Below are 22,473 nucleotides of genomic sequence, written 5' to 3'. Positions count from 1 at the left end.
GTGGGGGCCGCGGCGGTGAGATGATGGCCGGCGGAGGTGAGGCCAACCGATGCCCGCAGACGTTCCCGGACCGCCCGACCCGCCCGCACCGGGAGGGGAGGTGCCCTCTCCCCCGCCGCACCGGCTGTGGACCGCCGGCTTCGTGCTGATGTGGGCGGGCCAGTTCCTCATCTCCATGAACTTCTACCTGCTGATGACCGTCATGGCGCTCTACGCCATGGAGCGCTTCGGCACGGACGAGGCGCTGGCCGGGGTGGCCACGAGCGCCTTCATCGTCGGGGCGGTCCTGGCGCGGCTGCTCACCGGCAAGTACATGGAGCTGCTCGGGCGCCGGCGCGTGCTGCTCGCCGCCCTCGTGCTGCTGGCGCTGTGCGCCGCCGCCTACCTGCTCGACACCGGCTTCTGGGGCCTGCTGGTGGTGCGGGTGCTCAACGGCGCGGGCTTCGGCATGGCCACCACCGTGCTGCCCGCGTCCGTCCAGGCCCTCATCCCCGCGCACCGGCGGGGCGAGGGCACCGGGTACTTCATGCTCTCCACCACCCTGGCCGCCGCGCTGGGCCCCCTGGCGGGACTGAGCCTGTCCACGGCGGTGGGCTACGACACGCTCTTCGGGGTGTGCACGGCGGTCGCCCTGCTGGGCCTCGCCGTGGGAGCCGTCACCCGGGTCCCCGAGCTCAGCCTCTCCGCCGAGCAGCGTGCGGGGCTGCGCTCCTTCTCCGTGGGGCAGTTCGTGGAGGCGCGGGCCCTGCCCGTCTCGGCGCTCATGCTCTTCGTGGGCGTGGGGTACTCGGCGGTCCTGTCCTTCCTCAACCCGTTCGCCGTGCAGGCGGACCTCGTGGGCCCCGCGGGCGCGTACTTCGTGGCCTACGCCGTCACCGTCCTGGTGAGCCGCCCGTTCGCGGGCCGGCTGCAGGACCGGCGCGGGGACAACGCGGTGCTGTACCCGTCGTTGCTGCTCTTCGTGGTGGCGTTGCTGCTGCTCGCGGCCGCGGACTCGCCGTTCCTCGTGCTCGCCTCGGGCACGGTGCTGGGCGTGGGCTACGGGGCGGTGCTCTCGGCGGCCCAGGCCGCCGCGATCCGTTCGGCCCCGCTCACCCGCGTGGGGCTGTCCACGTCGACCTACTTCCTGTGCATGGACGTGGGAGTCGCGCTGGGCCCGATGCTCATGGGTGCCCTGGTCCCCGCGCTCGGCTACCGGGGGATGTACGTGGCGGCCGCGGCGGTGGTCGCGCTGGGCCTGGTCTACTACGCGGCCGTGCCCGGCACGCGGGCCCGGCGGGCAGCGGGGTGAACCGCGTCCGGCACGACGACGGGGCCCCCGTCACCAGAACGGTGACGGGGGCCCGGAATCGATCGGGTGCGATCAGATGCGGTCGCGGCGATCGTCGTCGGTCAGGCCGGTGCCGCGCTCGGCGTCGGTCTCGACCTCGACCTGCTCCTTGCGGACCTCGGCGTCGACGCGCTCGGTGTCGCGGACGGTGTCCTTCTCCAGGCCGACCTTCTCGACGCCCACGGTCTCCTTGGCGACGACGGGGCGCTCCTCGTGGAGGGTCACCTCGACGTCCTCCTCGCCGATGGTGCCGGCGGTGGCCTCGGTGCCGCTCAGCGGGGTGCGCTCGACACGGACCTCTTCGCGCTCGAGGGGCACGTCCACGGACTCGTTCTCCGTGACCACGTACTTGCGCAGACGGGCACGGCCGGTCTCCTGACGCTCCTTGCCGACGTGCAGCTGCTCCTCGTGGCGGACCACGCCGTTGTCGACACGGTCGGTGCGGTCGCGGTCGGTGTCGGCGAGCCCGGCGGTGCGGTCACGGTCGACGTCGGCAATGCCCGCCGTGCTGTTGCGGTCGGCGTACCCGTCGTTCTCGGGGTAGCCGGCAGTGCCGGTCGCCGGGACGGCGTTGCGATCGGTGTCCGCGGCGTAGCGGTCGTCGCGGTCGGCGAGACCTGCAGCGCCGGCGGTCCCGGCGGCACCAGCGGTGCCGGCAACGCCGTCGGTGCGGTCACGGTCGGTGCGGTCGCGGTCGTCGGCGCCGTTGCCGGAGTAGTTCATCTTGTAGTAGCGGTAGATCTCCTCCTCCTCGGCCGGGGAGAGGTGCTGGTCCGCGTCCACGTTCGGGGCGTCCTTGACGACGTCCTTGGTGTAGGGAAGGACGAGGCGGTCGCCGTCCTGCTGGGCGCCGTCGGCGGGGACGAAGCTCTCCTTGGTGCCGAACAGACCGGTGTTGACGGTCACGAAGGTGACCTCTTCGGTGTTGTCGTCCAGGAAGACCTGCTCGACCTTGCCGATCTTGTCGCCGTCCGACCCGTAGGCGGTGGCGGACAGCAGTGCGTTCACGTCGTACGTAGCCATGAGAACTCCTTCTCTATTCTGCGAGGCAACGGGCTCCCCTGGACGGGGGGCTCGCCGCGGACGATCTCCGCCCGGGGAGGCGGGTGCAGCTCGTCCGCTGTTATTAGTAACCATACTGGCAATCAGTTCGCTGGCCAATGGCTTCACCGAGAGTGAAACCCCTGGATCCGGGCGGTTTCCCGGCTCATCCTGCCCCCGCCCCCCGGAGGCTCAGCGGGGCCGCGGCGCGCACTGCGGCCGGGGTTCCGGGGTCGGCGAGGTCCCAGGCCTGCTCGGCGCTGATGCTGATCCCCCGGGGCCCGGTGCGCCGCGTCCGGCCCCGCACCAGCAGCATCCGCGTGCCGAACAGGTGCTGCCCCGAGCGGGTCTGGGCGTCGGAGAAGAAGGCGCAGTCCACCGCGCCCGTGCCGTCGTCGAGACTGACGAAGACCACCCGCCGGCCGCTGCGCATGGGCGGGGTCATGGTCGAGACCCGCACTCCCGCCACGAGCACCTCGGAGCGGTTGCGCAGCTCCAGCAACCGCTCCGCGGGCGTGACCCCGAGCTCGCCGAGCAGGGGCGCCCAGCTCTCCAGCAGGTGCGCCGAGACGTCCACCGCGAGCAGGTCCAGCTCGGTGCGGACCTTCTCCGCCAGGGTGGGCTCGGGGCGCTCCGCGGGCAGGGCGCGCAGCTCGAGGTCCCCGAGCGGGAGGGCCAGTTGCCCCTCGACCTCCCCGTCCGGCCGGGCGGGCCGGCCGCTGTCCGCCCGGGTCCGCAGGGCGTGCACCAGGTCGGCGCGGGAAGCGGGACCACCAGAGCGGCGCAGCAGGCCGTCGAAGGCCCCCACGGCGGCGAGGCGCTCGAGGGTGCGCCGGGCCGGACGGGCCCGCTGCCGCAGCTCGGCGAGCGAGGCGTAGGGCTGCCCCGCCGCGATCCGGCGGACCTCGGCCCGGGAGACCCCGTGGATCCCGGTGAGGGCCAGGCGCACGCCCAGGCGGGCGGGGTCGTCGTCGAGCCGTTCCACGCGGTAGTGCTCGTCGGAGCGGTTGACGTCCACGGGCAGGACGGGGATGCCCATCCGCCGCGCCTCCCCCACGAGCAGGCGCTTGGGGTACATCCCGGGATCGTGCTCCCACAGCCCCGCGAGGAACGCCTCCGGGTGGTGGGCCTTCAGCCACGCGGACTGGTAGGTGGGCACCGCGAACGCCGCGCCGTGGGCCTTGCAGAAGCCGAACGAGCCGAACGCCGCCAGGGTCTCCCAGACCCGGTCCACCACGTCCAGGGGGTAGTCCCGCGCCCGGGCCCGCTCGCGGAAGAACTCCTCCACCTCGAGCTGGCGCTCGGAGCCCAGCCGGCGGCGCAGCTCGTCGGCCCGGGCGAGACCGCACCCGGTGAAGGTGTCGAGGATGCGCAGGACCTGCTCGTGGAAGACGGTCACGCCGTGGGTTTCGGCGAGGATCGGGTCGAGGGACGGGTGGATCGAGACGGGCGCGGACCAGCCGTGGCGGTGCTCCAAGTAGGGGCGCACCATGTCCGAGTGCATCGGCCCGGGACGGAACAGGGAGATGTCCACGATGAGGTCGCGGAAGCTCGTGGGCGCCATCTTGCCGATGAGCTCGCGCTGGCCGGGGGACTCGATCTGGAAGCACCCCAGGGTGTGGGTCGAGCGGATGAGCTCGAACGTCCTCGCGTCGTCCACGGGGATCGCCTCGAGGTCCAGGCGGGGCCGGTCCGGGTGGGTGCGGGCCACCTCGTCGACGGCGTGGGCGAGCGCCGACTGCATCCGCACGCCGAGGATGTCGAGCTTGAGCATGCCCATGGGGTCCATGTCGTGCTTGTCGAACTGGCTCATGGGCATCCCCGTCCCGCTGGACTGCACCGGGGTGCGGTCCAGGAGGCTCAGGTCCCCCAGGATCACCCCGCACGGGTGCATGGAGATGTGCCGGGGCAGCCGGTCCAGGCGCTCGGTGAGGTCCACGAGGAGGTCGAGCTGCTTCTCCTGGGCCACCTGCTCGGCGAAGTCCCGCAGCTCCGGCTGGCGGGCGATGGTCTCCCGCAGCGCCGAGGCCGGCAGGTGCCACAGCTGCTTGGCGGCACCGTCCACGGTCTCGGGGTCGATGCCGAGCGCCAGCCCGGCGTCCCGGACGGCGCCGCGGGCCCGGTAGGCGTTCTGCATGCTCATGAGGCTCACCCGTTCGGGGCCGAAGCGCTCGAAGATCCGCCGGTAGACGCGGTGGCGCTCGGCCGACTCGACGTCGATGTCGATGTCCGGGAGGGTCGAGCGGTCGTTGGAGAGGAAGCGCTCGAAGAGCAGCTCGTGCTCGAGCGGGTCCACCTGGGAGACGTCGAGCAGATAGTTGACGAGCGAGGACACCCCCGAGCCGCGGGCGGCGTGGCGGACCCCCATCTGCCCGATCATCGCGGAGACCTCGGCCACGGTGAGGAAGTAGGAGGCGAAGCCGAGGTCCTCGATCACCCCCAGCTCCTGCTCCAGCCGGTCCCGCACGGCCCGCCTCGCGCGGCGGCCCGGGTAGCGGCGGCCCAAGCCCGTCTCGCACCGGGCCCGCAGCTCCGCGGGCGCCGGCCGGTCCAGGCCCAGCACGGAGGCCTCGGGCACCACCGGCCGCCCCCAGCCGCAGTCGGCGACCGGGTCCAGCCGGCACCGGTCGGCCACCCGCTGGGTGCCCGCCAGCAGGGCCGCGGTCCCGGCGGCACCGAGGTCCGCGGCCCGGGCGATCTCCGCGGCGAGCGCGCGCATCTGCCGGTCGGACTTGAGCCAGCCCTGGCCGTTGGGCTGCAGCGGCTCCGGCGCCGCCGTCCGCCGGGACGTCCCGGTCCGCCCGGCGCCCCTGCCGCCGGGGGCGTGGCCGGCACGCGCCCCGAGGGTCTCGAGGGGGGTGAGGGCGCGGGCGGCGTCGAGGACATCGGCGGTGGCGGCCTCGGCGGGAGTGGCGTAGCGCACCGCGTTGGTCAGCACGGGGGTCAGCCCCGCCTCGAGGGCAGCGCGCAGCATCCGGGCCGCGTGGGAGGTGCTGCACGCCGTGCCGGGGGCGGCGAGGTGCGAGACCACCTCCACGGCGAGCGCCGGTGCGGGGAGCAGGGCCCGCCACCGGGCCAGGGCGGCGCGCCCGGTGCGGTAGCGGCGGGCCGCGAGCTCCTGCCCGACGTCGGAGGCGGGCCCGAGCAGGACGGTCAGAACCGGCTCCCCGTGCCGGGGCGAGCGTGCGGCGGCCGCGATCTCGGCGGCGGTCACCCCGGGCGGGCCCGCTGCGGCGTGGGCGGTGGAGACGAGCCGGCACAGGGCGGCGTAGCCCGCACCGGCGGTGCCACCGGCCGCCAGGACCACCACGCGGCCGAGGGCGCGCTCGCGGCCGGGGTCCAGCAGGGCGAGGTCGACCCCCAGGACCGGGTCGATGCCGTGCTCCCGGCACGCGCCCAGGTGCTTGATCGCGCCGTAGAGCCCGTCCCGGTCGGTGCAGGCGAGCGCGTCCGCGCCGTCCGCCGCGGCGGCGGCCGCCAAGACGGCAGGCCGGCTGACCCCGAAGTGGGCGCTGAAGGCGGTGGCGACGTGCAGGTGCGGAAAGCTCACGCCCCCATTCGAATACGTGTTCGAATCTTAAGTCAATTGCAAACCGCCGGGGCCGCGAGAACTCCGGATCCTGGGCGGCCGTCGCGGCGCACGCTGGTCCAGGAGGACGCCGGGCCCGGGCGGGGCACGATCCACCCACGGCCCGCAGGGGCGCCGCGCACGGGGACGCCCTCGTTCCGCGACGGGGGATGCGGCACTTCTGTGGCATGTTGTTTCCTGCACCCACGGGCAGGACCGATGGGCCCGCACCCCCGGGGCGGGTCGTGGCCGCACGGACGAGGCCCCCGGCAGGACGGGGCGCCGGGCCCGCACGCCCCGCCGCACGGACGCAGGAGGAGACGACGATGGACGTCCGGCAGCTCACGTACTTCCTGGCCGTGGTGGACCACGGCGGCTTCACCCGGGCTGCGGAGCAGCTGCTCATCGCCCAGCCCTCCCTGTCCCAGACCGTCAAGGGCCTCGAGCGGGAACTGGGGGTGCCGCTGTTCCACCGGATCGGGCGGCGGGTGGTGCTCAGCGAGGCCGGCCAGGAGCTCGTGGGCCCGGCCCGGGTGGTGGTCCGGGACCTGGAGGCCGCCCGGTCCGCCGTCGACGACCTGCGCGGGGTGCGCAGCGGCCGCCTGGACGTGGTCGCCATGCCCTCCCCCGGCGTCGAACCGCTCACGTCGATGATCGCCGCCTACGCGCGGGCCCACCTGGCCGTGACGGTCAGCGTGGACGCGGCCTTCACCCCCGAGGAGGTGGCCGACGCGGTGCGCACCGGCAGCGCGGAGATCGGCGTCCTGGGCTCGGAGCACCCGTTCCGCTCCGCGGCGGTCGAGGTGATGCACCTGGAGCAGCAGCCCCTGGTGCTGATCGTGGCAGCGCAGGCGGACACCTTCGGTGACGGGGACGCCATCCGCCGGGAGGGCCTGGCCGGGCACCGGGTGGTCGTCTCCCAGCGGGGCTCGCTGATGCGGCGGCTGGTCGACGACGCCCTGGCCGGCGGGGTGCCGGTCGAGATCGCCGCCGAGGTCGCCCACCGCACCTCGGTCCTCCCGCTGGTGCTGGCCGGGGTCGGGCACGCGGTGCTGCCCTCTTCCTGGACCCCGCTGGCGCGCGCCGCAGGGCTGCGGGTGCTGCGGATCGAACCGGTCACCGTGCTGCACGTGGCCGTGCTCAGCCGCCCGGCGCACCTGACCCCGGCCGCCCGCGCGTTCCTGGCGGTCGCCGCCGAGCACGCGGCCCGGCACGCCGCGGGCCGCCCCCGGGCACCGGAGGGAACGGCGCCGGGCCGGGCCGAGGGGGCGGGCCGGCCGGAGGGGGCGGGCCGGCCGGAGGGGGCGGCGCCGCAGGACGTGCCGCGGATCGTGTCATAGGGAATTCCTCTCTGCGGGATGGGATTCCGGTCTTGGACCTCATGGTGCTCGAGGCGCTCTACTGGAACCCGGTGCCGCACTGCGTTGCGGACACCACGACCAGAGCACCCGAGAAGGAGAGCACCCCATGGCCGAGCACCAGGTCTTCACGATCGCCTCGATCCCCGCCGACGGAGTGGGCCAGGAGGTCGTTGCCGCCGGCCGCACGGTCCTGGACGCCCTCGCCGCCCGGTCGAACGGGGCGTTCTCCTTCGACTGGACCGAGTTCCCCTGGGGCAGTGAGTACTACGCCCAGCACGGGGTCATGATGGACCCCAACGGGCTGGAGGAGCTCAAGAACTTCGACGCGATCTACTTCGGCGCCGTGGGGTGGGAGAACGTCCCCGACCATGTCAGCCTGTGGGGGCTGCGGCTGAACATCACCCAGAACTTCGACCAGTGGGCCAACATCCGCCCCGTGAAGTTCCTCCCGGGTGTGGTCTCCCCGCTGCGCAAGGCCGACGACACCGAGCTGGACTGGGTCGTGGTCCGAGAGAACAGCGAGGGCGAGTACGCCGGGCTCGGCGGGCGGAACCTCGCCGGCCGGGGTCCCGGCAACGAGGTCGCCGTCCAGTCCTCCCTGTTCACCGAGAAGGGCTGCGAGCGCATCATCCGCTTCGCCTTCGACCTCGCCCGCACCCGCACGGTGCAGAAGGTCTCCAGTGTGACCAAGTCCAACGCCCAGCAGCACGGCATGGTGCTGTGGGACGAGGTCTTCGCCCGCGTGGCGAAGGACTACCCCGACGTGCAGACGGAGTCGGTGCTGGTGGACGCGATGAGCGCCAAGTTCGTCCTGCACCCCGAGGAGCTCTCCGTGGTGGTGGCCTCCAACCTCAACGCCGACATCCTCTCCGACCTCGGCTCCGCCCTGGCCGGCAGCCTCGGCCTGGCCGCCAGTGCGAACCTCAACCCGGAGCGCCGGTTCCCCTCGATGTTCGAGCCCGTCCACGGCACCGCCCCGGACATCGCCGGCCAGGGCATCTGCAACCCGATCGGGGCGATCGCCAGCGCCGCCCTGATGCTGGACCACTTCGGGCTGCACACCGAGGCCCGCCGGGTGGAGGCCGCGATCGGGGCCACCACCGCCGCCGGGCACCTCACCCGTGACATCGGCGGCACCGCCGACACCGCCGAGATCACGCGGGCCGTCGTCGACGCCCTGGCCGCCTCCCTGACCTCCGCCTGAGGCTTCCCGTCCCTCCGGCCCCGCCCCACCCGGGACACCTCCGGGGACCGGCCGGCACCGCGCCGGGCGCGGCGGTCAGCGTCCCGTGGCGCAGATCGCCCGCTCGATCAGGGAGGCGCTGCGGCGGTCGATCTCGTCCTCCACGAGCCTGCCGGGCGCCTCGGGGTACCAGCCGAGGTCGTCCCGCACGTCGGCGGCGACCTCGGACCCACCGCCGCGGGGGGCCACCCGGAAGGTGGCCCGCAAGGGCAGGGCCCGCCACCCGAACTCGGAGGCCGTCCCGCGCCGGCGGAAGGTGACGTCCGAGCCCACCGACACCTCCACGCAGCACTCCTCGGAGCGGACCGCCGGGCCGAGGTCCTCGAACGCCGTGCGGATCCGCTCGAGGGCCTCCTCCGGAGGCATCGGGCACGTCCACGCCCGGGTCGTGGTGATGCGCGGCCGGTTCGGGGACCGGCGCGCCAGCCAGGGGACGACGAACCGCTGACCGAGCACCAGCGCGACGACGACGAGTGCCGCCGCTCCGAGGGCGAGCTGCGCCACGGAGACCACGCCCCGGAGGAGGAGTTGGACCACGACGAGGACGACCACGGCCGACCCGGCAGGCCCGGCCAGCCGGTACCGTCGTCCCCCGGCGGAGCGTCTGGCAGACATGCACCCTCCCTCCCCGGTCCGGACCACGGTGCCCCGCGGCTGTCCTCCGTCGCTGCCATTCTTGCCCTCGCGCACCCCGGGACACCAGGTGTGCATCCGTAAAGGGGACAGGTTCGCGGGGCGCTCCCCGGGTGCAGGAAGGAGCGGGCGGCGCGGCCCAGCGCCCCCGGTGTCATCGGCCCTGCCTATGCTGAGGTCCGGCGGCAGCGAGGCGGCGCCGGACCGGGGGCCGCGACGACGGAGGGGTGTGGGACATGACGGCGACCTATCGGTACGACGTGGAGGTCCTGCACCTGCTCGTGTCCCCGGCGCACGCCTACTTCGGCCGCGCCCGGGACGGCGCGGCGGACGTCCCCACCACCGACGCCGAGCGGGTGGAGCTGGTGGCCGGCAAGGGCGTGGTGGGCGACCGGTTCTTCGGCAAGGCCGCGCACATGGACGCCGCCGTCACCCTGCTCGCCGTCGAGGCGCTCGAGGCCATGGCCGCGGACCTGGACACGGACCCCTTCGACCCGCTCCTGACCCGGCGCAACGTGGTCCTCCGGGGCGCCCACCTGGCCCCGCTGCTGGGCGAGGAGTTCGCGCTGGAGTCCCGGGGCGCGCTCGTGCGACTGCGGGGCGGGCGCCCGGCCCACCCCTGCGCCTGGATGGACCGGGTCCTGGCTCCGGGAGCGCACGCCGCCATGCGGGGGCGAGGGGGCCTGCGCTGCCGGCCGCTGTCCAGCGGCGACCTGCACCGCGGACCGGCCGTGCTGCACAGCCCGGTCCCGCTCGAGCCGGAGCTGGCCGGCGCGGCCGTGCTGCGGCGCCCGTCCCGGCTGCCGTAGCCCGCGCACCCGGGACCGGCGCCCGGGCCCGCGCCGGGTCAGGCCTGCGCCAGCTGGGGCAGCACCGTCTCGCCGAAGGCGTCGAGGAAGTGGCCCTGCTCCTGCCCCACGTGGTGGAGGTAGATCTCGTCGAAGCCGAGGTCGGCGTACTCGTGCAGCCACTGGGCGTGCCGGCCGAGGTCGGCGGAGACGTTGACCGCCCCGGCGATCTGCTCGTCCCCCACGTCCTCCTGGACCGCCTTGCGCAGGTAGTCCTGGGGCGAAGCGAGCTCGGCCATGGTCACGGGGTCGAAGACGTTGGTGCGCCACTGGTCGAGGGCGATCGCGCGGGCCTGCTCCGGGGAGGGCGCCCAGCTCAGGTGCACCTGCAGCGCGGTCCGCCCGGTGCCGCCGGCCTCGCGCCAGGTCTCGAGCATCCGGCGCAGGTCCTCGAGGGGCTGCTGGACGGTGATGAAACCGTCGGCCAGGGGGCGAAGCGGCGGACCGTCGCCGGGGTGAGCGCGGCCACGCGCAGGGCGGGCAAGACCTCCGGCGGGTCCCAGACCCGGGCGCGGTCGGCGTGGAACGGCTCGCGGCAGGACACCTCCTCGCCCGCGTGCAGCCGGCGGACGGCGTCGAAGCTGCCCTCGAGGAACCGTTGCCGGTGCTCCTTGGCCGGCCAGTCCGGGGTGACGGCCCGCTCGTTGAGCTTCTGCCCGCTGCCCAGGGCGGTCCAGATCCGGCCGGGGAACATGCGGGCGAGGGTGGCCGTGGCCTGGGCGGTGACCACGGGGTGGTAGCGCCGGCCCGGGGCGTGCACGAAACCGAAGGGCAGGTCCGTGGTGGCCAGGGCGGCGCCCAGCCAGGACAGGGCGAACCCGGAGTGGCCCTGGTGCGGTGACCACGGCTCGAGGTGGTCCGAGCACATGGCGGTGCCGAAGCCGGCCTGCTGGGCGTGCCCGACGTCGCGCAGCAGCTGCTCGGGAGGGATCTGCTCGTGGGAGGCGTGGAAGCCGATCGTCGCCATGGGGTCCTCCGGTCGAAGGCGGGAACAGGACAGTGGGATCAAGTCAGTGGGATCTGGACGGCAGGAGAAGGGCGACGGGACCGAGTGGGAACGGGTGCCGGGTCAGCCGGCCGCCACCCGGAGGTCCTCGGCGGGGGTGCAGACGTTGCGCAGCTCGCCGATGCCCTCGATCTCGGTGACGACCTCCTGGCCGTCCCGCAACCAGATCCGGCGGGGCTTCTTGGCCAGGCCCACGCCGGCGGGGGTGCCGCAGGCCACGAGGTCCCCGGGCTCGAGGGTCAGGAACCGGCTGAGGTACTCGACCAGCTCCACGGCGGAGAAGATCATCCGGTCGGTGCCGGAGTCCTGGTGGCGCACGCCGTCCACGGTGCAGCGGATCGCCAGTCCCGCCTCGGGGTCGACCTCGTCGGGGGTCACCACCACGGGGCCCACCGGGGTGGTGCGGTCGAAGTTCTTGCCCTGGAACCACTCGGAGGTCCGGCCCTGCCAGTCCCGCACCGAGATGTCATTCATGATGGTGTACCCGGCGATCGCGGCCCGCGCCTGGTCCGGCGTGGCGTGGCGCAGGGGCGAGCCGATCACCACGGTGAGCTCGGCCTCCCAGTCGATCTTCTCGGACTCCTCCGGCATGGCGATGGGGTCAGTGGGGCCGATGAGCGCGGTGGCGTACTTCGCGAAGATCGTGGGGTGCTCCGGGATCTTCTGGCCGACCTCCTCCGCGTGGTCGTAGAAGTTCAGCCCGGCGCACAGGATCTTGCCCGGGCGCAGGACGGGCGTCGCCAGGTCCTCCGGGGCCGGTGCGGGGCCCGGCTCCCCCGGCAGCCGCAGGTCGCCCCCGGCGAGGAGGGCCCCGACGTCGGGGACGGGGAGGTAGACGGTCCGCCCGTCCTCCTGCCGGAAGGCCTGGGTGGTGCCGTCGCGTCGCACGGTGCCGAGTCTCACGGGTGCTCCCTCACGTTCTGCGGTGCGGTCTCCACCGACGATCCTATGCACCTCCAATGGGAGGGTGCACCGCGGCGGCCCTACGCGCAGCGCACCACGCGGATCCCCGAGGCGCTCGTGGCGGCGAGCAGCCGCCAGCGCCCGGTGTCGAGGGTGTGGACGAGCTCGAGGGTCAGCAGCTCGGAGCGGGTGTTCAGCTGCACCTGGACCCGCCACATCTGCTGGTCCACCGCACCGATCCCCCGGTCCTTGGGCAGCCGCGCGTCCTCGGACCACCAGGCGCGGCGCTCGTACCAGCGCACGGGGCCCTGGGCCACCAGGTAGTCCCGCCCGCGCCAGCGCACACCCACCGGCACCCCCTCCGTGTCGCAGTCCACGTCGACGCTCTCCGTCAGGAAACCCACGACGGCTCCTCTCTCCCTCGGCCGGCGCCCGTCCCCGGTGCGCCCTATTCCCTGGAAGCTAGAACACCTGTACGACACGCTAACTCGGAAGAGCACGGAAAAGGAACAGGTGTTCCCTTGAAGTTCCCGCTCCGACCCGGCCGTTCACTTTTGCGATCGAGAACGGCGAAGCATGGACAAGCCCAGCGAAATGGATACGCTGAATGCACGGAGGGCCTGCCCTGCGCGGCCCGCCCGGACGTCCCCTGTCCCTCGTCCGCCCCGCCGGAGCAGCCGGCGTCGACCTCACGGAGGCCTTCCATGACCGGAACCATCACGCTGATCGCCCACACCGCGGCGAACACCAAGAAGCCCGCGGTGAATCTGCGTCCGTCCGGCCCGGAGGACGCCGAGAGCCTCGCCCAGCTCTACTACTCCTCCTACGAGCAGGGCGGGGTCTCCAGTCTGGAGGAGGCCCGCCAGGTGATCCGGGGAGTCTTCGACGGGGAGTACGGGCCCTTCCTCCCCGAGGCCTCGCCGGTGGTGGTCGACGACGACGGGACCGTGGTGGCCGCGGCGCTCGTGCTGGCCCGGCGGGTGGGTGAGGACCTGCCCGACGTCCCCTACATCTTCGAGCTGTTCACGGCGGCCTCCCGCCGCCGCCAGGGCCTGGCCGAGCAGCTCGTGCGCTGCGCCATTGGCACCCTCTACGACAACGGCTACGACCAGGTCAGCCTGCGGATCGCCGAGGACAACGCGGCGGCGCTCGCGCTCTACCTGACGCTCGACTTCAACCGCTGGGTCCCCGAGACGGACTACGTCTGAGCCCGGCGGGCGCTCCGGACCGGGGGACGCCGGAGGGGACGCCGGCACGAACAGGACCCGGCACCAGGCCGTGGAAGAGGTCCGGGATCCGCGATGCGGGTCCCGGACCTCTTCTGTGACCGGCTCAGAGCGAGAACTCCTCCCGGACGGGGGGATCGGCGGCGATGTCGACGAACCGCGCCCAGCGGGGGCGCACCGCCACGAGCCGGGTGCTGTCCTTGCCCGTGGCCCCCGGGTGCCGGGCCTCCAGCACCTCGCCGGCGTCCTGCGCGGCGGAGCCCTCCAGCACGGCGGCCTCACCCTCGAGCTGGAACTCCTGGCCCGTCCCGGAGACCACCACGAGGGAGACCCGGGGGTCGGCGAGGAGGTTGGTGTACTTGCGGCTGCGCTCGTTCGTGCCGAAGACCAGCCGCCCGTCCCCGAGGGCCGCGAGGTTGATCCACGCGGACTCGGGGCAGCCGGCGCCGCTGTTGGTCGCCACGACCCCGCCGCCGTGGGCGCGGACGAAGGCGGTGACCCGGTCCGCGGGCTCCCGGGGGCTCAGAACAGGCTCCGCTGCGGCTCGACGAGCTCCGGGGAGTTGTTGCGCACGTTGCCGACCGCCGGGCCCACCGGGTCGAGCACCCAGCGGGCGGCCGTCCGGTGCGCCTCGGCCCGGACCAGGTCCACGAGCTGCGGGGCATCGTCCTCCCCCGGGCGCAGCCAGTCCCCCACGTGCTCGGGCGCCAGCGGGATCGGCATCCGGTCGTGCAGACCGTGCAGCTCCGTGAGCACGGGGTGCTCGTCGGAGGGCTCCGGGGAGTCGGTGGTGAGGATGGAACAGGACAGCAGCCAGGCGCTCCCGCCGCCGTCCCTGCCGGGCTGCAGGGCCGCGGAGTGCAGCTCCGTGCCCTCGGGCACCCGCCACCACTCGTAGATCCCGGCGAACCAAATGGTCTCCTCCGGATCGGCCGGGTGGACGTAGTAGGGCTGCTTGCGCCCGCCCTTCCCGGCGCCGGGCTCCTTCTTCCACTCGTAGTAGCCGTTGGCCGGGACCGCGCACCGGCGGGCCCGGACCGCCTTGCGGAATGACGGCTTCTCGAGGACGGTCTCCGACCGGGCGTTGAACATCTTCGACCCGACCGCCGGGTCCTTGGCCCAGCCCGGGACCAGTCCCCAGCGGGCCACGTGCAGCTCGCGCACCAGCTCCCCGTCGTCGTCCCGGCCGTCCCCGCCGGTGAGGCGTTCCAAGACGATCGGCACGTCGGTGGTGGGCGCGGTGTTCCAGTTGGCCCGCAGCCGCTCGGAGTCGGCCTCGCCCAGGCTCTCGTCCGGGACCGCCCCGGTCGCGGCCACGAGGTCGCCCACGGCCCTGGCGATGACATAGCGTCCGCACATCTGCTGCCTCCTCGGTCTGCCCGGCCCGCGGCCGGGGCTCAGTCGGTGAGCGGCCCGTACCCCAGGTACCGGGAGTACATGCCGTACACCTTGCGGATCCCGCGCTCGACGTCGGCCACGGTAGTGCCCGGACGCAGGTCGTCCACGGCCCCGGCGGTGGCCGGGTCCCAGTCCAGGTCGAGGGCCGAGTAGACGTCGGTGAGCACCGAGCGGATGGGCTCGGACTGCTCGACCACCAGCACGGTGCTGAAGTACCAGGCGCCCGCGACCACCCGCTGGGCCGTCCCGGCCAGCTTCACCTTCCGGCCCGGGGTGGACGACGACGCCGGGTGCGTCCCGTGCACGCTGTGCTCGCCGGCACAGTACTCGCCCGGGATCTCACCGACGTCGGCCTCGACCTCGAGCTCCTCCAGGGCGGCCACGATCATGTCGCCGAAGAGCCGGTAGCGGTCCTGGATGCCCGAGGTGGGGTCCTCGGCGGCCTCGAGGTGGTCGATGATCAGGCATCCGCCGTGGTAGGCCGCGGCGCGGCCCCCCACCTTGCGGACCAGGGGCTCGAACCCGCTCTCGCGCGCGGCCCGGGCGGCGTCGGGGAAGCCCGGGCGCAGCTCGTCCCGGCGGCCGAAGGCGACCGTGGGTGCCGGTTCGTACAAGCGCAGGACGGGCCCGCTGCGGCGCACGTCGGCGAGGAGGGTCATGGCGCTCTCGTAGTCCTGCTGGGCGCCCAGGGACTCGCGCTGGCGGAGAAGTTTCATGCTGGCCCCAGTCTAGTGGCGGATCCGGACGGTCCTGCGGCAGGTCACGCCCCGGTGATCCCGCTGCCGCGGAACCAGCGACCCAGGGCCATGGCGCTGAGCTCGACCTTCTCGGCCCACGCGACCGCCTCCTCGTCGGCGGCGTCGGAGACGTGCTTGACCATCCGCAGCGGCACACCCAGGTGCCGGCAGGCCACCGCGATCGCCCAGCCCTCCATGTCCACGAGGTCCGCCCGGGCGGCCAGGGCGTCCCGGGCGGGTCCGCCGGCCACGAAGGAGTCCCCGGTGGCGAGCACGGGGCCGTCGCCGCCGAGCTCGATGACGTTGTCCACGGGGATCCCAGCCGCGCGCAGCAGCTCCTCGTCCACGTCCCGGTTGATGATCCAGGAGGGCTCGAGCACCCCGGTCAGCCCGTGCTTCAGGGCGCCGGCGCTGCCGATGTTGAGCACCGTCAGCTCCGCCCGGCGCGCGGGGTCCGGGCAGCGGGTCAGCACCGCCTCGGTGGTGCGCACCGCCGCGGCCGACATCCCGACACCGGTCAGGACCAGGTCGATGTCCTCCGGGAAGTACTTGGTCTCCAGGGGGTGGGCGGCGAGGACGAGCAGCTGTGGCACCCCGTCACTCTATCCGCACTTCCCACCCGCCCCCGCCCGGCCTGACCTCCCATCGGCGGGACGGCGGCCCGGCGGGGGGAGATCAGGCCGGGCGGGTGGTGAACAGCGCGGCGAGCCGCCGGTCGGAGTCCGCCTGGGCGTCGAGATCGTGCGCGCCGCCCGTCACGAGCAGCTCGTCCGCCCCGGTGCGCGCGAGCAGCCGTTCCAGCTGGTCCCGGACCTCCGGGGCCGTGCCGTGGACGGAGGTTGTGAGGGTCTCCTGTACGAGGGTCCGCTCCCGGGCCGTGAGCCCGTCGGGCTCCGCGGGCCGCGCGGGCGCCAGGGGCGGGAACTCACCCCGGGTGCGGGAGGCGGCCAGGGCGCGGGCCTCGGGCAGCAGCAGTTCGCGGGCGGCCGCGCGGGTCCGCGCCACCGCGACGTTCGCCGAGACCACCGCGTAGGGCTCCGGCCACCACGACGACGGGCGGAACTGCGCGCGGTACCGCTCGAGCACCGCGGCGCCGCCGCCGGGGCCCTTGCGGAAGAGCGCCGGGCCGCCGAGCACCACGGCGAGTCCCGCCCGGGCCGCGGTCTCCACCCCGGCGCCGGTCGCCAGGACGAAGACCGGTGTGGCGGCGTGGTTGCGGGGCCGGGCGGTCACCGGGGCCGCGCCGGAGAGGTGCGCGAGCAGCTCGGCCAGGTCGTGCCCGAAGCGGTCCGCGGCCTCCTTGCCGGTGCGCAGCGCATCCCGGACCGCGGCGGTGAAGCCGAGGGAGCGGCCCACCCCGAGGTCGATCCGGCCGGGGTGCAGGGCCTCGAGGGTGGCGGCCTGCTCGGCGACCACGAGGGGCTGGTGGTTGGGGAGCATGATCCCGCCGGAGCCGATCCGGAGACGGCGGGTCCGGGCGGCCAGAGCGGCCATCAGCACCGCCGGCGCGGACCCGGCGATCCCGGGCACCGCGTGGTGCTCGGCCACCCAGAACCGGTGGTAGCCCAGCTCCTCCGCACGCTCGGCCCGCTCCAGGACGCGGGCGAGGTCCTCGGCCTCCGTGGAGCCGTCCCGGGTGTTGGCGCGGTCGAGGAGGGAGAGCGGAACGTCGGAGAGGGTCATGGTGCGCACAACCCGGGCGGCGCCGGAAGCATTCCGGGCCGCTGCCGCCGTCCGGGGTGGTCAGGGCCGGCACCGGACCTGGATCCGTCCCTCCTCGACGCGGGTCTCGTAGCTGGGCTGCGCGGCGGTCGCCGGTCCGCGGACCACGGCGCCGTCCGCGAGCCGGAAGGTGCTGCCGTGCCAGAGGCAGGTGACGCAGCCGCCGTCGAGGGCCTCGACCCGGTCCCCGTCGCGGACGAGCAGCACCGAGACGCTGCCGGCCGGCACCCGTCGGTGCTGGCCGGCGGCGAGGTCGGCGTCGGCGAGGACGTCGGTCCACCGCCGTGGGCCCCTCCGCCAGGCGGTGCGGTTGACGTTGACGCCCCGCGCGAAGACCAGGTGGCCGCCCAGGTAGCCCCCGCCCGTGACGCAGCCGTAGCCGACCAGGGCGAGGGCCCTGCCGGCGCCGCGCCGACCCCGGAGCCGGGCGGCGAGCGAGGCCGCGTAGAACGTCAGGGCCACGCTGTTGGCGGTGGCGTGCACCAGGCCGATGCGCCGGTCGGCGCCCTGGGTGTCGAACCAGTCGTTGAGCCCGGTCGCCGCCGTGGGAACGGCGGCGGCCAGCCCCGCGGCCACGAGCACGTCGGCGGCCCGGGCCGTGCTGGGGCCGCCGGCCAGGTCCAGCACCGCCGCCATGGTCCACGCACCGATCGGGACGTCGGTGAGGAGGGGGTGCAGCGGGTGCCCGATCACCGTGCCCGATCACCGTGCCGCTCAGCACGGTGCGCACCGGCGCGGGCCGCACCGCCCGGCCCACGGCGCGGGCCAGGGGCTCGGCCACCCGGTCCAGCGCCTTCCACGTCTCCACGCGGGCCACCAGGTCCTCGAACTGTGTCATGACCGCCCCCTCAGCGCCGGGGCGGTCAGTGTCCCACCCTGCGCCGGGCGGGACAAGGACGTCCTGGTGTGTGAAGACCGGTGGCGCCAGGAGCCGCTCAGCCGGCGCGGTCGAGGGCCTCCTCGGCGGCGACCCAGCCGAGCATGGCGCACTTGACGCGGGCCACGAACCGGGAGACCCCGGCGAAGGCGGCGGCGTCGCCGAGGACCTCCTCGTCGGGGACCACGGTGCCCCGCGAGCGCAGGAGGTCCCGGAACGCGCCGATCAGCTCCACCAGCTCGGCCCGCGTCATCCCGGGGGCGGTCTCGGCCAGCACGGAGGCCGCGGCCATGGAGATCGAGCAGCCCTCGCCCTCCCAGCTGAGTTGGGCCACCACCGGCTCCGCGTCCCCGGGGCCGGCCGCGAGCTCGACCCGCACGGTGATCTCGTCGCCGCACGTGGGGTTGTACTGGTGCGACTCCCCGGCCCCGTGCCCGGGTGCCGGGGCGGCCAGGCCCTCGCCGGAGCGCCGCTTGGCGTGGTCGAGGATGACCTCCTGGTACATCCCGTCCAGCGCGCTCATGGGGTCCTCCTCGGTGGGTTCAGTGGGTTCTGCGGGTCCTGCGGCTCCGGCCGTTCCGGTGCGGCGGTCACGGTGCTCAGCCGGCCACGCGGAAGTAGCTGCGGACCCCGGCGAGCTCGGCCAGGAACCGGTCGACGTCGGCGGTGGTGTTGTAGAGGTAGGCGCTCGCCCGCGTGCTGGCGGTCAGCCCCAGCGCCCGGTGCAGCGGCTGGGCGCAGTGGTGGCCCACCCGCACGGCCACCCCGGCGGAGTCCAGCACCTGCCCGACGTCGTGGGCGTGCACCCCCGCCACGTCCACGGCCGCCAGACCCACCCGTTCGGCGCCCGGGGGCGGGCCGATCAGCCGGATCCCCTCCAGCTGGGCGAGACCGGCCGCGAGCCGCTGCCCCAGCTCGTGCTCGTGGGCCGCGACCCGCTCCATCCCGATGCCCTGCAGGTAGCGCACCGCCTCGGCCAGCGCCACGGCCTGGGCGACCCGCTGGGTGCCGGCCTCGAAGCGGGTGGGGGCCGGCAGGTAGCGGGCGGACTCCATCGTGACCTTCGTGATCATGGACCCGCCGGTGAGGAACGGGGGCATCGCGTCCAGCAGCTCGGACCGCCCCCACAGCGCCCCGATGCCGGTGGGACCGAGCATCTTGTGCCCGGAGAACACCGCGAAGTCCACCCCCAGGGCGGGGAGGTCCACGGGCAGGTGCGGCACCGACTGGCAGGCGTCCAGCACGGTCAGCGCCTCCGCCGCCCGGGCCAGCTCGACGAGACGGGCGACGTCGGTGATCGCACCGGTGACGTTGGAGACGTGGCTGAAAGCCACCACCCGGGTGCGCTCGCCGATGACCTCGGCGGCGGCCCCGAGATCGAGGGCGCCGTCGTCATCGACGGGGACCCAGCGCAGGGTGGCCCCGGTGCGGGCGGCCAGCTCCTGCCACGGGATGAGGTTGGCGTGGTGCTCGGCCTCCGTGGTGACGATCTCGTCGCCGGGGCCCAGCCGGAAGCGGGCGGCCGTCCCTCCCCCGCGTCCGGCCGAGGCGTTGGAGAAGGAGTAGGTGAGGAGGTTGAGGGCCTCGGTGGCGTTGGAGGTCCACACCAGCTCGCGCTCGGTGCCGCCCACGAAGCCGGCCACCACCCGGCGGGCCTCCTCGTAGGCGTCGGTGGCCTCCACGGCCAGGGCGTGGGCGCCGCGGTGGACCGCGGCGTTGCGGTGCAGGTAGAAGTCCCGCTCGGCGTCCAGGACGGCCAGGGGCTTCTGGGAGGTGGCCCCCGAGTCCAGGTAGACCGACGGGCTGTTCGTCAGCAGCGGGAAGTCCTCCCGCAGCGCACGCACCTCGGGATCGGTCAGGGGCAGCACGTGGTTTCCTTCCATGCTCCGACACTGTACGGCCCGGGCCCGGGTGTTCTCCGGTCGGGCGCCTCCCGGCGTCACGGGCGGGCTACCGGTGGCGGTGGCGGGCTACCGGTGGCGGGGGCGCAGGTAGGTGTTGCCGTTCGCGTCCTTCTCGACCACGAACTCGTCCTGCAGGTCCTGGTACCACTGCTTCGTCTGCTCGCTGGGCTGGTCCTGGCCCCGGAGGTCGCGGGGACTGCGCACGGCGGGCCCGTAGAACCGCATGGCGAAGTCGTCGAAGCGCCGGAACAGGCTGCGCCGGGGCTCGTCGTCGGCGTGCTGGTGCTTGCGCATGGTGTCCTTCCGGGTGGCGGGCCGGGCCGTCTCTTCCCATGATCTCCCGCCGGACCGCGGAAGGCGAACCCGGAACGGTGCGGGAGGAGCCACAGCCGGCGGTACGGGGCGACGACGGCCCACGGGGCGACCGGGTGGGCGGCCTGTCAGGAGAACGCCCGGACGTATTGACGATCATCGATGCTGGTGGCACTCTTCCACATAGACGGACGTCGATACCAAGGAGCGTTCGTCGCACCCGGAAGGAACCCGTCATGTCCAGAGTCCAGCTCGCCCTGCGTGTGGCCGATCTCGAGCGCTCCATCGAGTTCTACTCCACCCTGTTCCGCACGGCCCCGGCCAAACGGCGCCCGGGCTACGCCAACTTCGCCATCGCGGAGCCGCCGCTGAAGCTCGTGCTGCTGGAGGGCGAGCCCGGTGACGACACCCGCATGGACCACCTCGGCGTGGAGGTGGAGAGCACCGAGATCGTCGAGGCGGCCGCGCAGCGCCTGGCCGACGCCGGCCTGGCCACCCGCCCTGAGGAGCAGACCACCTGCTGCTACGCCGTCCAGGACAAGGTCTGGGTGACCGGACCGGGCCGGGAGCCGTGGGAGGTCTACACCGTCACCGCCGACGCCCGGCCCAACCTTGAGGGCAGGACCGGCCGGGAGCTCTCCGAGGTGGGCGGCGACGGCTCGTGCTGCACCTCCGACCCTCGGCCGGAGCCCGTCAGCCCGTGACGGCCCCGCCGCGGTCGGCGACTCCTGCGGGAGCCGCCGACCGCGGCGGACGCAGGGCCGCCCTCGCCGCACGGCCGGAGCGGTGACCGGGACAGTGGCCGAGGCGGTGGCCGGGACAGCCCCGTGAACCCGGCCGTCCGGTGACGTCACGAAAGGGAACGCCGCTGGTGACCGCCTGGTTGCAGGAGTAAACTGGCTCCCTCAGCTGTTGCGCCTCGGCGCCGGGACGTCGTTCCCGGTGCCACCGGTTCCCCGGAGGCGCACCGCGTCCCGGGGGACGTCTCCCGGTCGGCCGGGGGCCGACCGAGGACTCCGGCACGCGCCACCGGCGCCCGTGCCGACGATCCGTCTCATGATCTCGGGGACCCGCCATGAAACACCCACTCCTCTCGCGCGTGCTCACCGGCGCGTCGGCCACCGTGCTGGCGACCGCCGGGCTCGCCGTGGGCGCACCCGCCCACGCCGCGACCGCGCAGCCCGTGTTCTCCTACGCCCAGGGCTGGCGCACCGACCAGCACGTGCGCGAACTCGCGGACGTCAACGGCGACGGCCGCGCCGACGTGGTCGGCTTCGGCAGCGCCGGCGTCCAGGTCGCCTTCGGCCGGGCCGACGGCACCTTCGGCACGCCGCGCATGAGCGTGCGCGACTTCGGCACCGCGCAGGGCTGGTCCGGCGCACGGCACGTGCGCACGCTCGCGGACGTCGACGGCGACCGCCGGGACGACATCGTGGGCTTCGGCGACGCCGGCGTCCACGTGGCCTACTCCCAGGGCGACGGCAGCTTCACCGCGCCGCAGCTCAAGGTCCGCGACTTCGGCTGGAACCAGGGCTGGCGCGTCGACCGGCACCCGCGCGAGCTCGCCGACCTCAACGGCAACCTGACCGCCGACATCGTGGGCTTCGGGCACTCGGGCGTCACCGTCTCCCACGGACTGTCCAACCGGACGTTCACCGGGACCGGCAAGCGCATCGACAGCTACGGCTGGGACCGCGGCTGGCGGGTCGACAAGAACCCGCGGATGCTCGCGGACGTCGACGGCAACAGCACCGCCGACATCGTGGGTTTCGGGGACGCCGGCACGTACGTCTCCTACTTCTCGGCGCTCGGGGACACGTTCACCCAGCCCGCGCTGGAGATCCGCAACTTCGGCTACGCCCAGGGCTGGCGCGTGGGCCAGCACCCGCGGATGCTGGCCGACGTCAATGTCAACCCCGCCGGCAACGCCGCGGCGGACATCATCGGCTTCGGCTACTCCGGGGTCTCCGTCGCGCATTCGCTGAACGGAGGGAACTACACCGGCGTGGCACTGCGGGTGAACGACTTCGGCCAGGCCCAGGGGTGGCGGGGCGACCGGCACCTGCGGACCCACGCGGACATCAACGTCGACGGCATCCAGGACCTGGTGGGCTTCGGCAACGCCGGGGTCTACGTTGCCCACGGCCGGGCGGACGGCACCTTCGGCCCGGTGTACCTGAAGGTCGCCGCCTTCGGCTACGACCAGGGGTGGACGGAGGACCGGTATCCGCGCCTGCTCGGTGACGTCAACGGCGACGGTCGTGACGACGTCGTCGGCTTCGGGCACTCGGCCACGTACGTGCAGCTCTCGTGAGCCCGCCGGCCGCGATCCGTCGCGGCCGGGCCACGGCGCCGCCCCCGTCC

Annotated in this window: 23 protein-coding genes; 7 read left to right on the top strand and 16 right to left on the bottom strand. The window is 74.1% G+C overall.

What is annotated here, in order from left to right; translation table 11 throughout:
• Window positions 1-100 precede the first annotated feature (100 nt).
• Window positions 101-1,291, top strand: coding sequence for an MFS transporter (locus RF647_RS05365; RefSeq protein ID WP_368810822.1), 1,191 nt, complete (start codon window positions 101-103; stop codon window positions 1,289-1,291).
• Between the two features lie 72 nt (window positions 1,292-1,363).
• Here the strand turns inward: RF647_RS05365 and RF647_RS05360 are convergent, their stop codons facing one another.
• Complete coding sequence (locus tag RF647_RS05360; protein ID WP_368810821.1) at window positions 1,364-2,353, bottom strand: DUF2382 domain-containing protein; 990 nt, start codon at window positions 2,351-2,353, stop codon at window positions 1,364-1,366.
• Between the two features lie 184 nt (window positions 2,354-2,537).
• Window positions 2,538-5,921, bottom strand: coding sequence for a DNA polymerase III subunit alpha (gene dnaE, locus RF647_RS05355; RefSeq protein WP_368810820.1), 3,384 nt, complete (start codon window positions 5,919-5,921; stop codon window positions 2,538-2,540).
• A 344-nt stretch (window positions 5,922-6,265) separates the two neighbouring features.
• Between dnaE and RF647_RS05350 the strand changes: the two genes are divergently transcribed.
• Both RF647_RS05350 and RF647_RS05345 read left to right on the top strand, forming a co-directional pair.
• Window positions 6,266-7,279, top strand: coding sequence for a LysR family transcriptional regulator (locus RF647_RS05350; RefSeq protein ID WP_368810819.1), 1,014 nt, complete (start codon window positions 6,266-6,268; stop codon window positions 7,277-7,279).
• Between the two features lie 127 nt (window positions 7,280-7,406).
• Window positions 7,407-8,504 carry a tartrate dehydrogenase gene (locus tag RF647_RS05345; protein ID WP_368810818.1) on the top strand — a complete coding sequence of 366 codons (1,098 nt, stop codon included), beginning with the start codon at window positions 7,407-7,409 and terminating at the stop codon, window positions 8,502-8,504.
• Between the two features lie 75 nt (window positions 8,505-8,579).
• Here RF647_RS05345 and RF647_RS05340 read toward each other — a convergent pair whose 3' ends face one another.
• Complete coding sequence (locus RF647_RS05340; protein ID WP_368810817.1) at window positions 8,580-9,158, bottom strand: hypothetical protein; 579 nt, start codon at window positions 9,156-9,158, stop codon at window positions 8,580-8,582.
• Window positions 9,159-9,412: 254 nt separating this feature from the next.
• Between RF647_RS05340 and RF647_RS05335 the strand changes: the two genes are divergently transcribed.
• Entirely contained in the window at window positions 9,413-9,985 is a 573-nt protein-coding gene (locus RF647_RS05335; protein ID WP_368810816.1) for an MOSC domain-containing protein, read from the top strand.
• Between the two features lie 38 nt (window positions 9,986-10,023).
• Here the strand turns inward: RF647_RS05335 and RF647_RS05330 are convergent, their stop codons facing one another.
• The 4 genes from RF647_RS05330 to RF647_RS05315 form a co-directional block, all read right to left on the bottom strand.
• A complete protein-coding gene (locus RF647_RS05330) occupies window positions 10,024-10,401 on the bottom strand; it encodes a hypothetical protein (protein ID WP_368810815.1) in 378 nt (125 codons plus the stop codon).
• A complete protein-coding gene (locus tag RF647_RS05325) occupies window positions 10,341-10,991 on the bottom strand; it encodes an LLM class flavin-dependent oxidoreductase (protein WP_368810814.1) in 651 nt (216 codons plus the stop codon). Before RF647_RS05325 ends, RF647_RS05330 begins: the two co-directional genes overlap by 61 nt.
• A gap of 102 nt (window positions 10,992-11,093) precedes the next feature.
• Window positions 11,094-11,933 carry a fumarylacetoacetate hydrolase family protein gene (locus tag RF647_RS05320; protein ID WP_368810813.1) on the bottom strand — a complete coding sequence of 280 codons (840 nt, stop codon included), beginning with the start codon at window positions 11,931-11,933 and terminating at the stop codon, window positions 11,094-11,096.
• 80 nt (window positions 11,934-12,013) lie between these two features.
• A complete protein-coding gene (locus tag RF647_RS05315) occupies window positions 12,014-12,337 on the bottom strand; it encodes a DUF6504 family protein (protein ID WP_368810812.1) in 324 nt (107 codons plus the stop codon).
• Window positions 12,338-12,637: 300 nt separating this feature from the next.
• Between RF647_RS05315 and RF647_RS05310 the strand changes: the two genes are divergently transcribed.
• Window positions 12,638-13,141, top strand: a complete 504-nt coding sequence (locus tag RF647_RS05310) for a GNAT family N-acetyltransferase (protein WP_368810811.1) — start codon at window positions 12,638-12,640, stop codon at window positions 13,139-13,141.
• A gap of 124 nt (window positions 13,142-13,265) precedes the next feature.
• Here the strand turns inward: RF647_RS05310 and RF647_RS05305 are convergent, their stop codons facing one another.
• The 9 genes from RF647_RS05305 to RF647_RS05265 form a co-directional block, all read right to left on the bottom strand.
• Window positions 13,266-13,685 carry a pyridoxamine 5'-phosphate oxidase family protein gene (locus tag RF647_RS05305; protein WP_368811120.1) on the bottom strand — a complete coding sequence of 140 codons (420 nt, stop codon included), beginning with the start codon at window positions 13,683-13,685 and terminating at the stop codon, window positions 13,266-13,268.
• Window positions 13,682-14,518, bottom strand: coding sequence for an SOS response-associated peptidase (locus RF647_RS05300; RefSeq protein ID WP_368810810.1), 837 nt, complete (start codon window positions 14,516-14,518; stop codon window positions 13,682-13,684). The genes RF647_RS05305 and RF647_RS05300 overlap by 4 nt, the downstream gene beginning before the upstream one ends.
• 38 nt (window positions 14,519-14,556) lie before the next feature.
• The gene (locus RF647_RS05295) at window positions 14,557-15,273 is read right to left on the bottom strand and encodes a lipoate--protein ligase family protein (protein WP_017834637.1); all 717 of its coding nucleotides are present in this window, start codon (window positions 15,271-15,273) and stop codon (window positions 14,557-14,559) included.
• 44 nt (window positions 15,274-15,317) lie between these two features.
• Window positions 15,318-15,887: a nucleosidase gene (locus tag RF647_RS05290; protein WP_368810809.1), complete on the bottom strand. Its 570-nt coding sequence runs from the start codon at window positions 15,885-15,887 to the stop codon at window positions 15,318-15,320.
• Between the two features lie 82 nt (window positions 15,888-15,969).
• Window positions 15,970-16,977, bottom strand: coding sequence for an MsnO8 family LLM class oxidoreductase (locus RF647_RS05285; RefSeq protein ID WP_368810808.1), 1,008 nt, complete (start codon window positions 16,975-16,977; stop codon window positions 15,970-15,972).
• A 60-nt stretch (window positions 16,978-17,037) separates the two neighbouring features.
• Window positions 17,038-17,709, bottom strand: a complete 672-nt coding sequence (locus tag RF647_RS05280; RefSeq protein ID WP_368810807.1) for a DUF2231 domain-containing protein — start codon at window positions 17,707-17,709, stop codon at window positions 17,038-17,040.
• A 242-nt stretch (window positions 17,710-17,951) separates the two neighbouring features.
• Window positions 17,952-18,416: a Fe-S cluster assembly sulfur transfer protein SufU gene (gene sufU, locus RF647_RS05275; RefSeq protein WP_368810806.1), complete on the bottom strand. Its 465-nt coding sequence runs from the start codon at window positions 18,414-18,416 to the stop codon at window positions 17,952-17,954.
• A 76-nt stretch (window positions 18,417-18,492) separates the two neighbouring features.
• A complete protein-coding gene (locus RF647_RS05270; protein ID WP_368810805.1) occupies window positions 18,493-19,776 on the bottom strand; it encodes an aminotransferase class V-fold PLP-dependent enzyme in 1,284 nt (427 codons plus the stop codon).
• Between the two features lie 87 nt (window positions 19,777-19,863).
• Entirely contained in the window at window positions 19,864-20,091 is a 228-nt protein-coding gene (locus RF647_RS05265; RefSeq protein WP_368810804.1) for a hypothetical protein, read from the bottom strand.
• A gap of 254 nt (window positions 20,092-20,345) precedes the next feature.
• On the opposite strand from RF647_RS05265, the gene RF647_RS05260 reads away from it, so the two are divergent.
• Window positions 20,346-20,813 carry an ArsI/CadI family heavy metal resistance metalloenzyme gene (locus RF647_RS05260; RefSeq protein ID WP_368810803.1) on the top strand — a complete coding sequence of 156 codons (468 nt, stop codon included), beginning with the start codon at window positions 20,346-20,348 and terminating at the stop codon, window positions 20,811-20,813.
• A gap of 371 nt (window positions 20,814-21,184) precedes the next feature.
• Window positions 21,185-22,423 (top strand): FG-GAP repeat domain-containing protein, encoded by a 1,239-nt coding sequence (locus tag RF647_RS05255; RefSeq protein ID WP_368810802.1) that lies wholly within the window; start codon window positions 21,185-21,187, stop codon window positions 22,421-22,423.
• Window positions 22,424-22,473: the final 50 nt, after the last annotated feature.

The organism is Kocuria sp. CPCC 205263 (genome assembly GCF_040981075.1).
GTDB lineage: Bacteria > Actinomycetota > Actinomycetes > Actinomycetales > Micrococcaceae > Kocuria > Kocuria rosea.
This window is presented reverse-complemented; position numbering and strand designations above follow the sequence as displayed.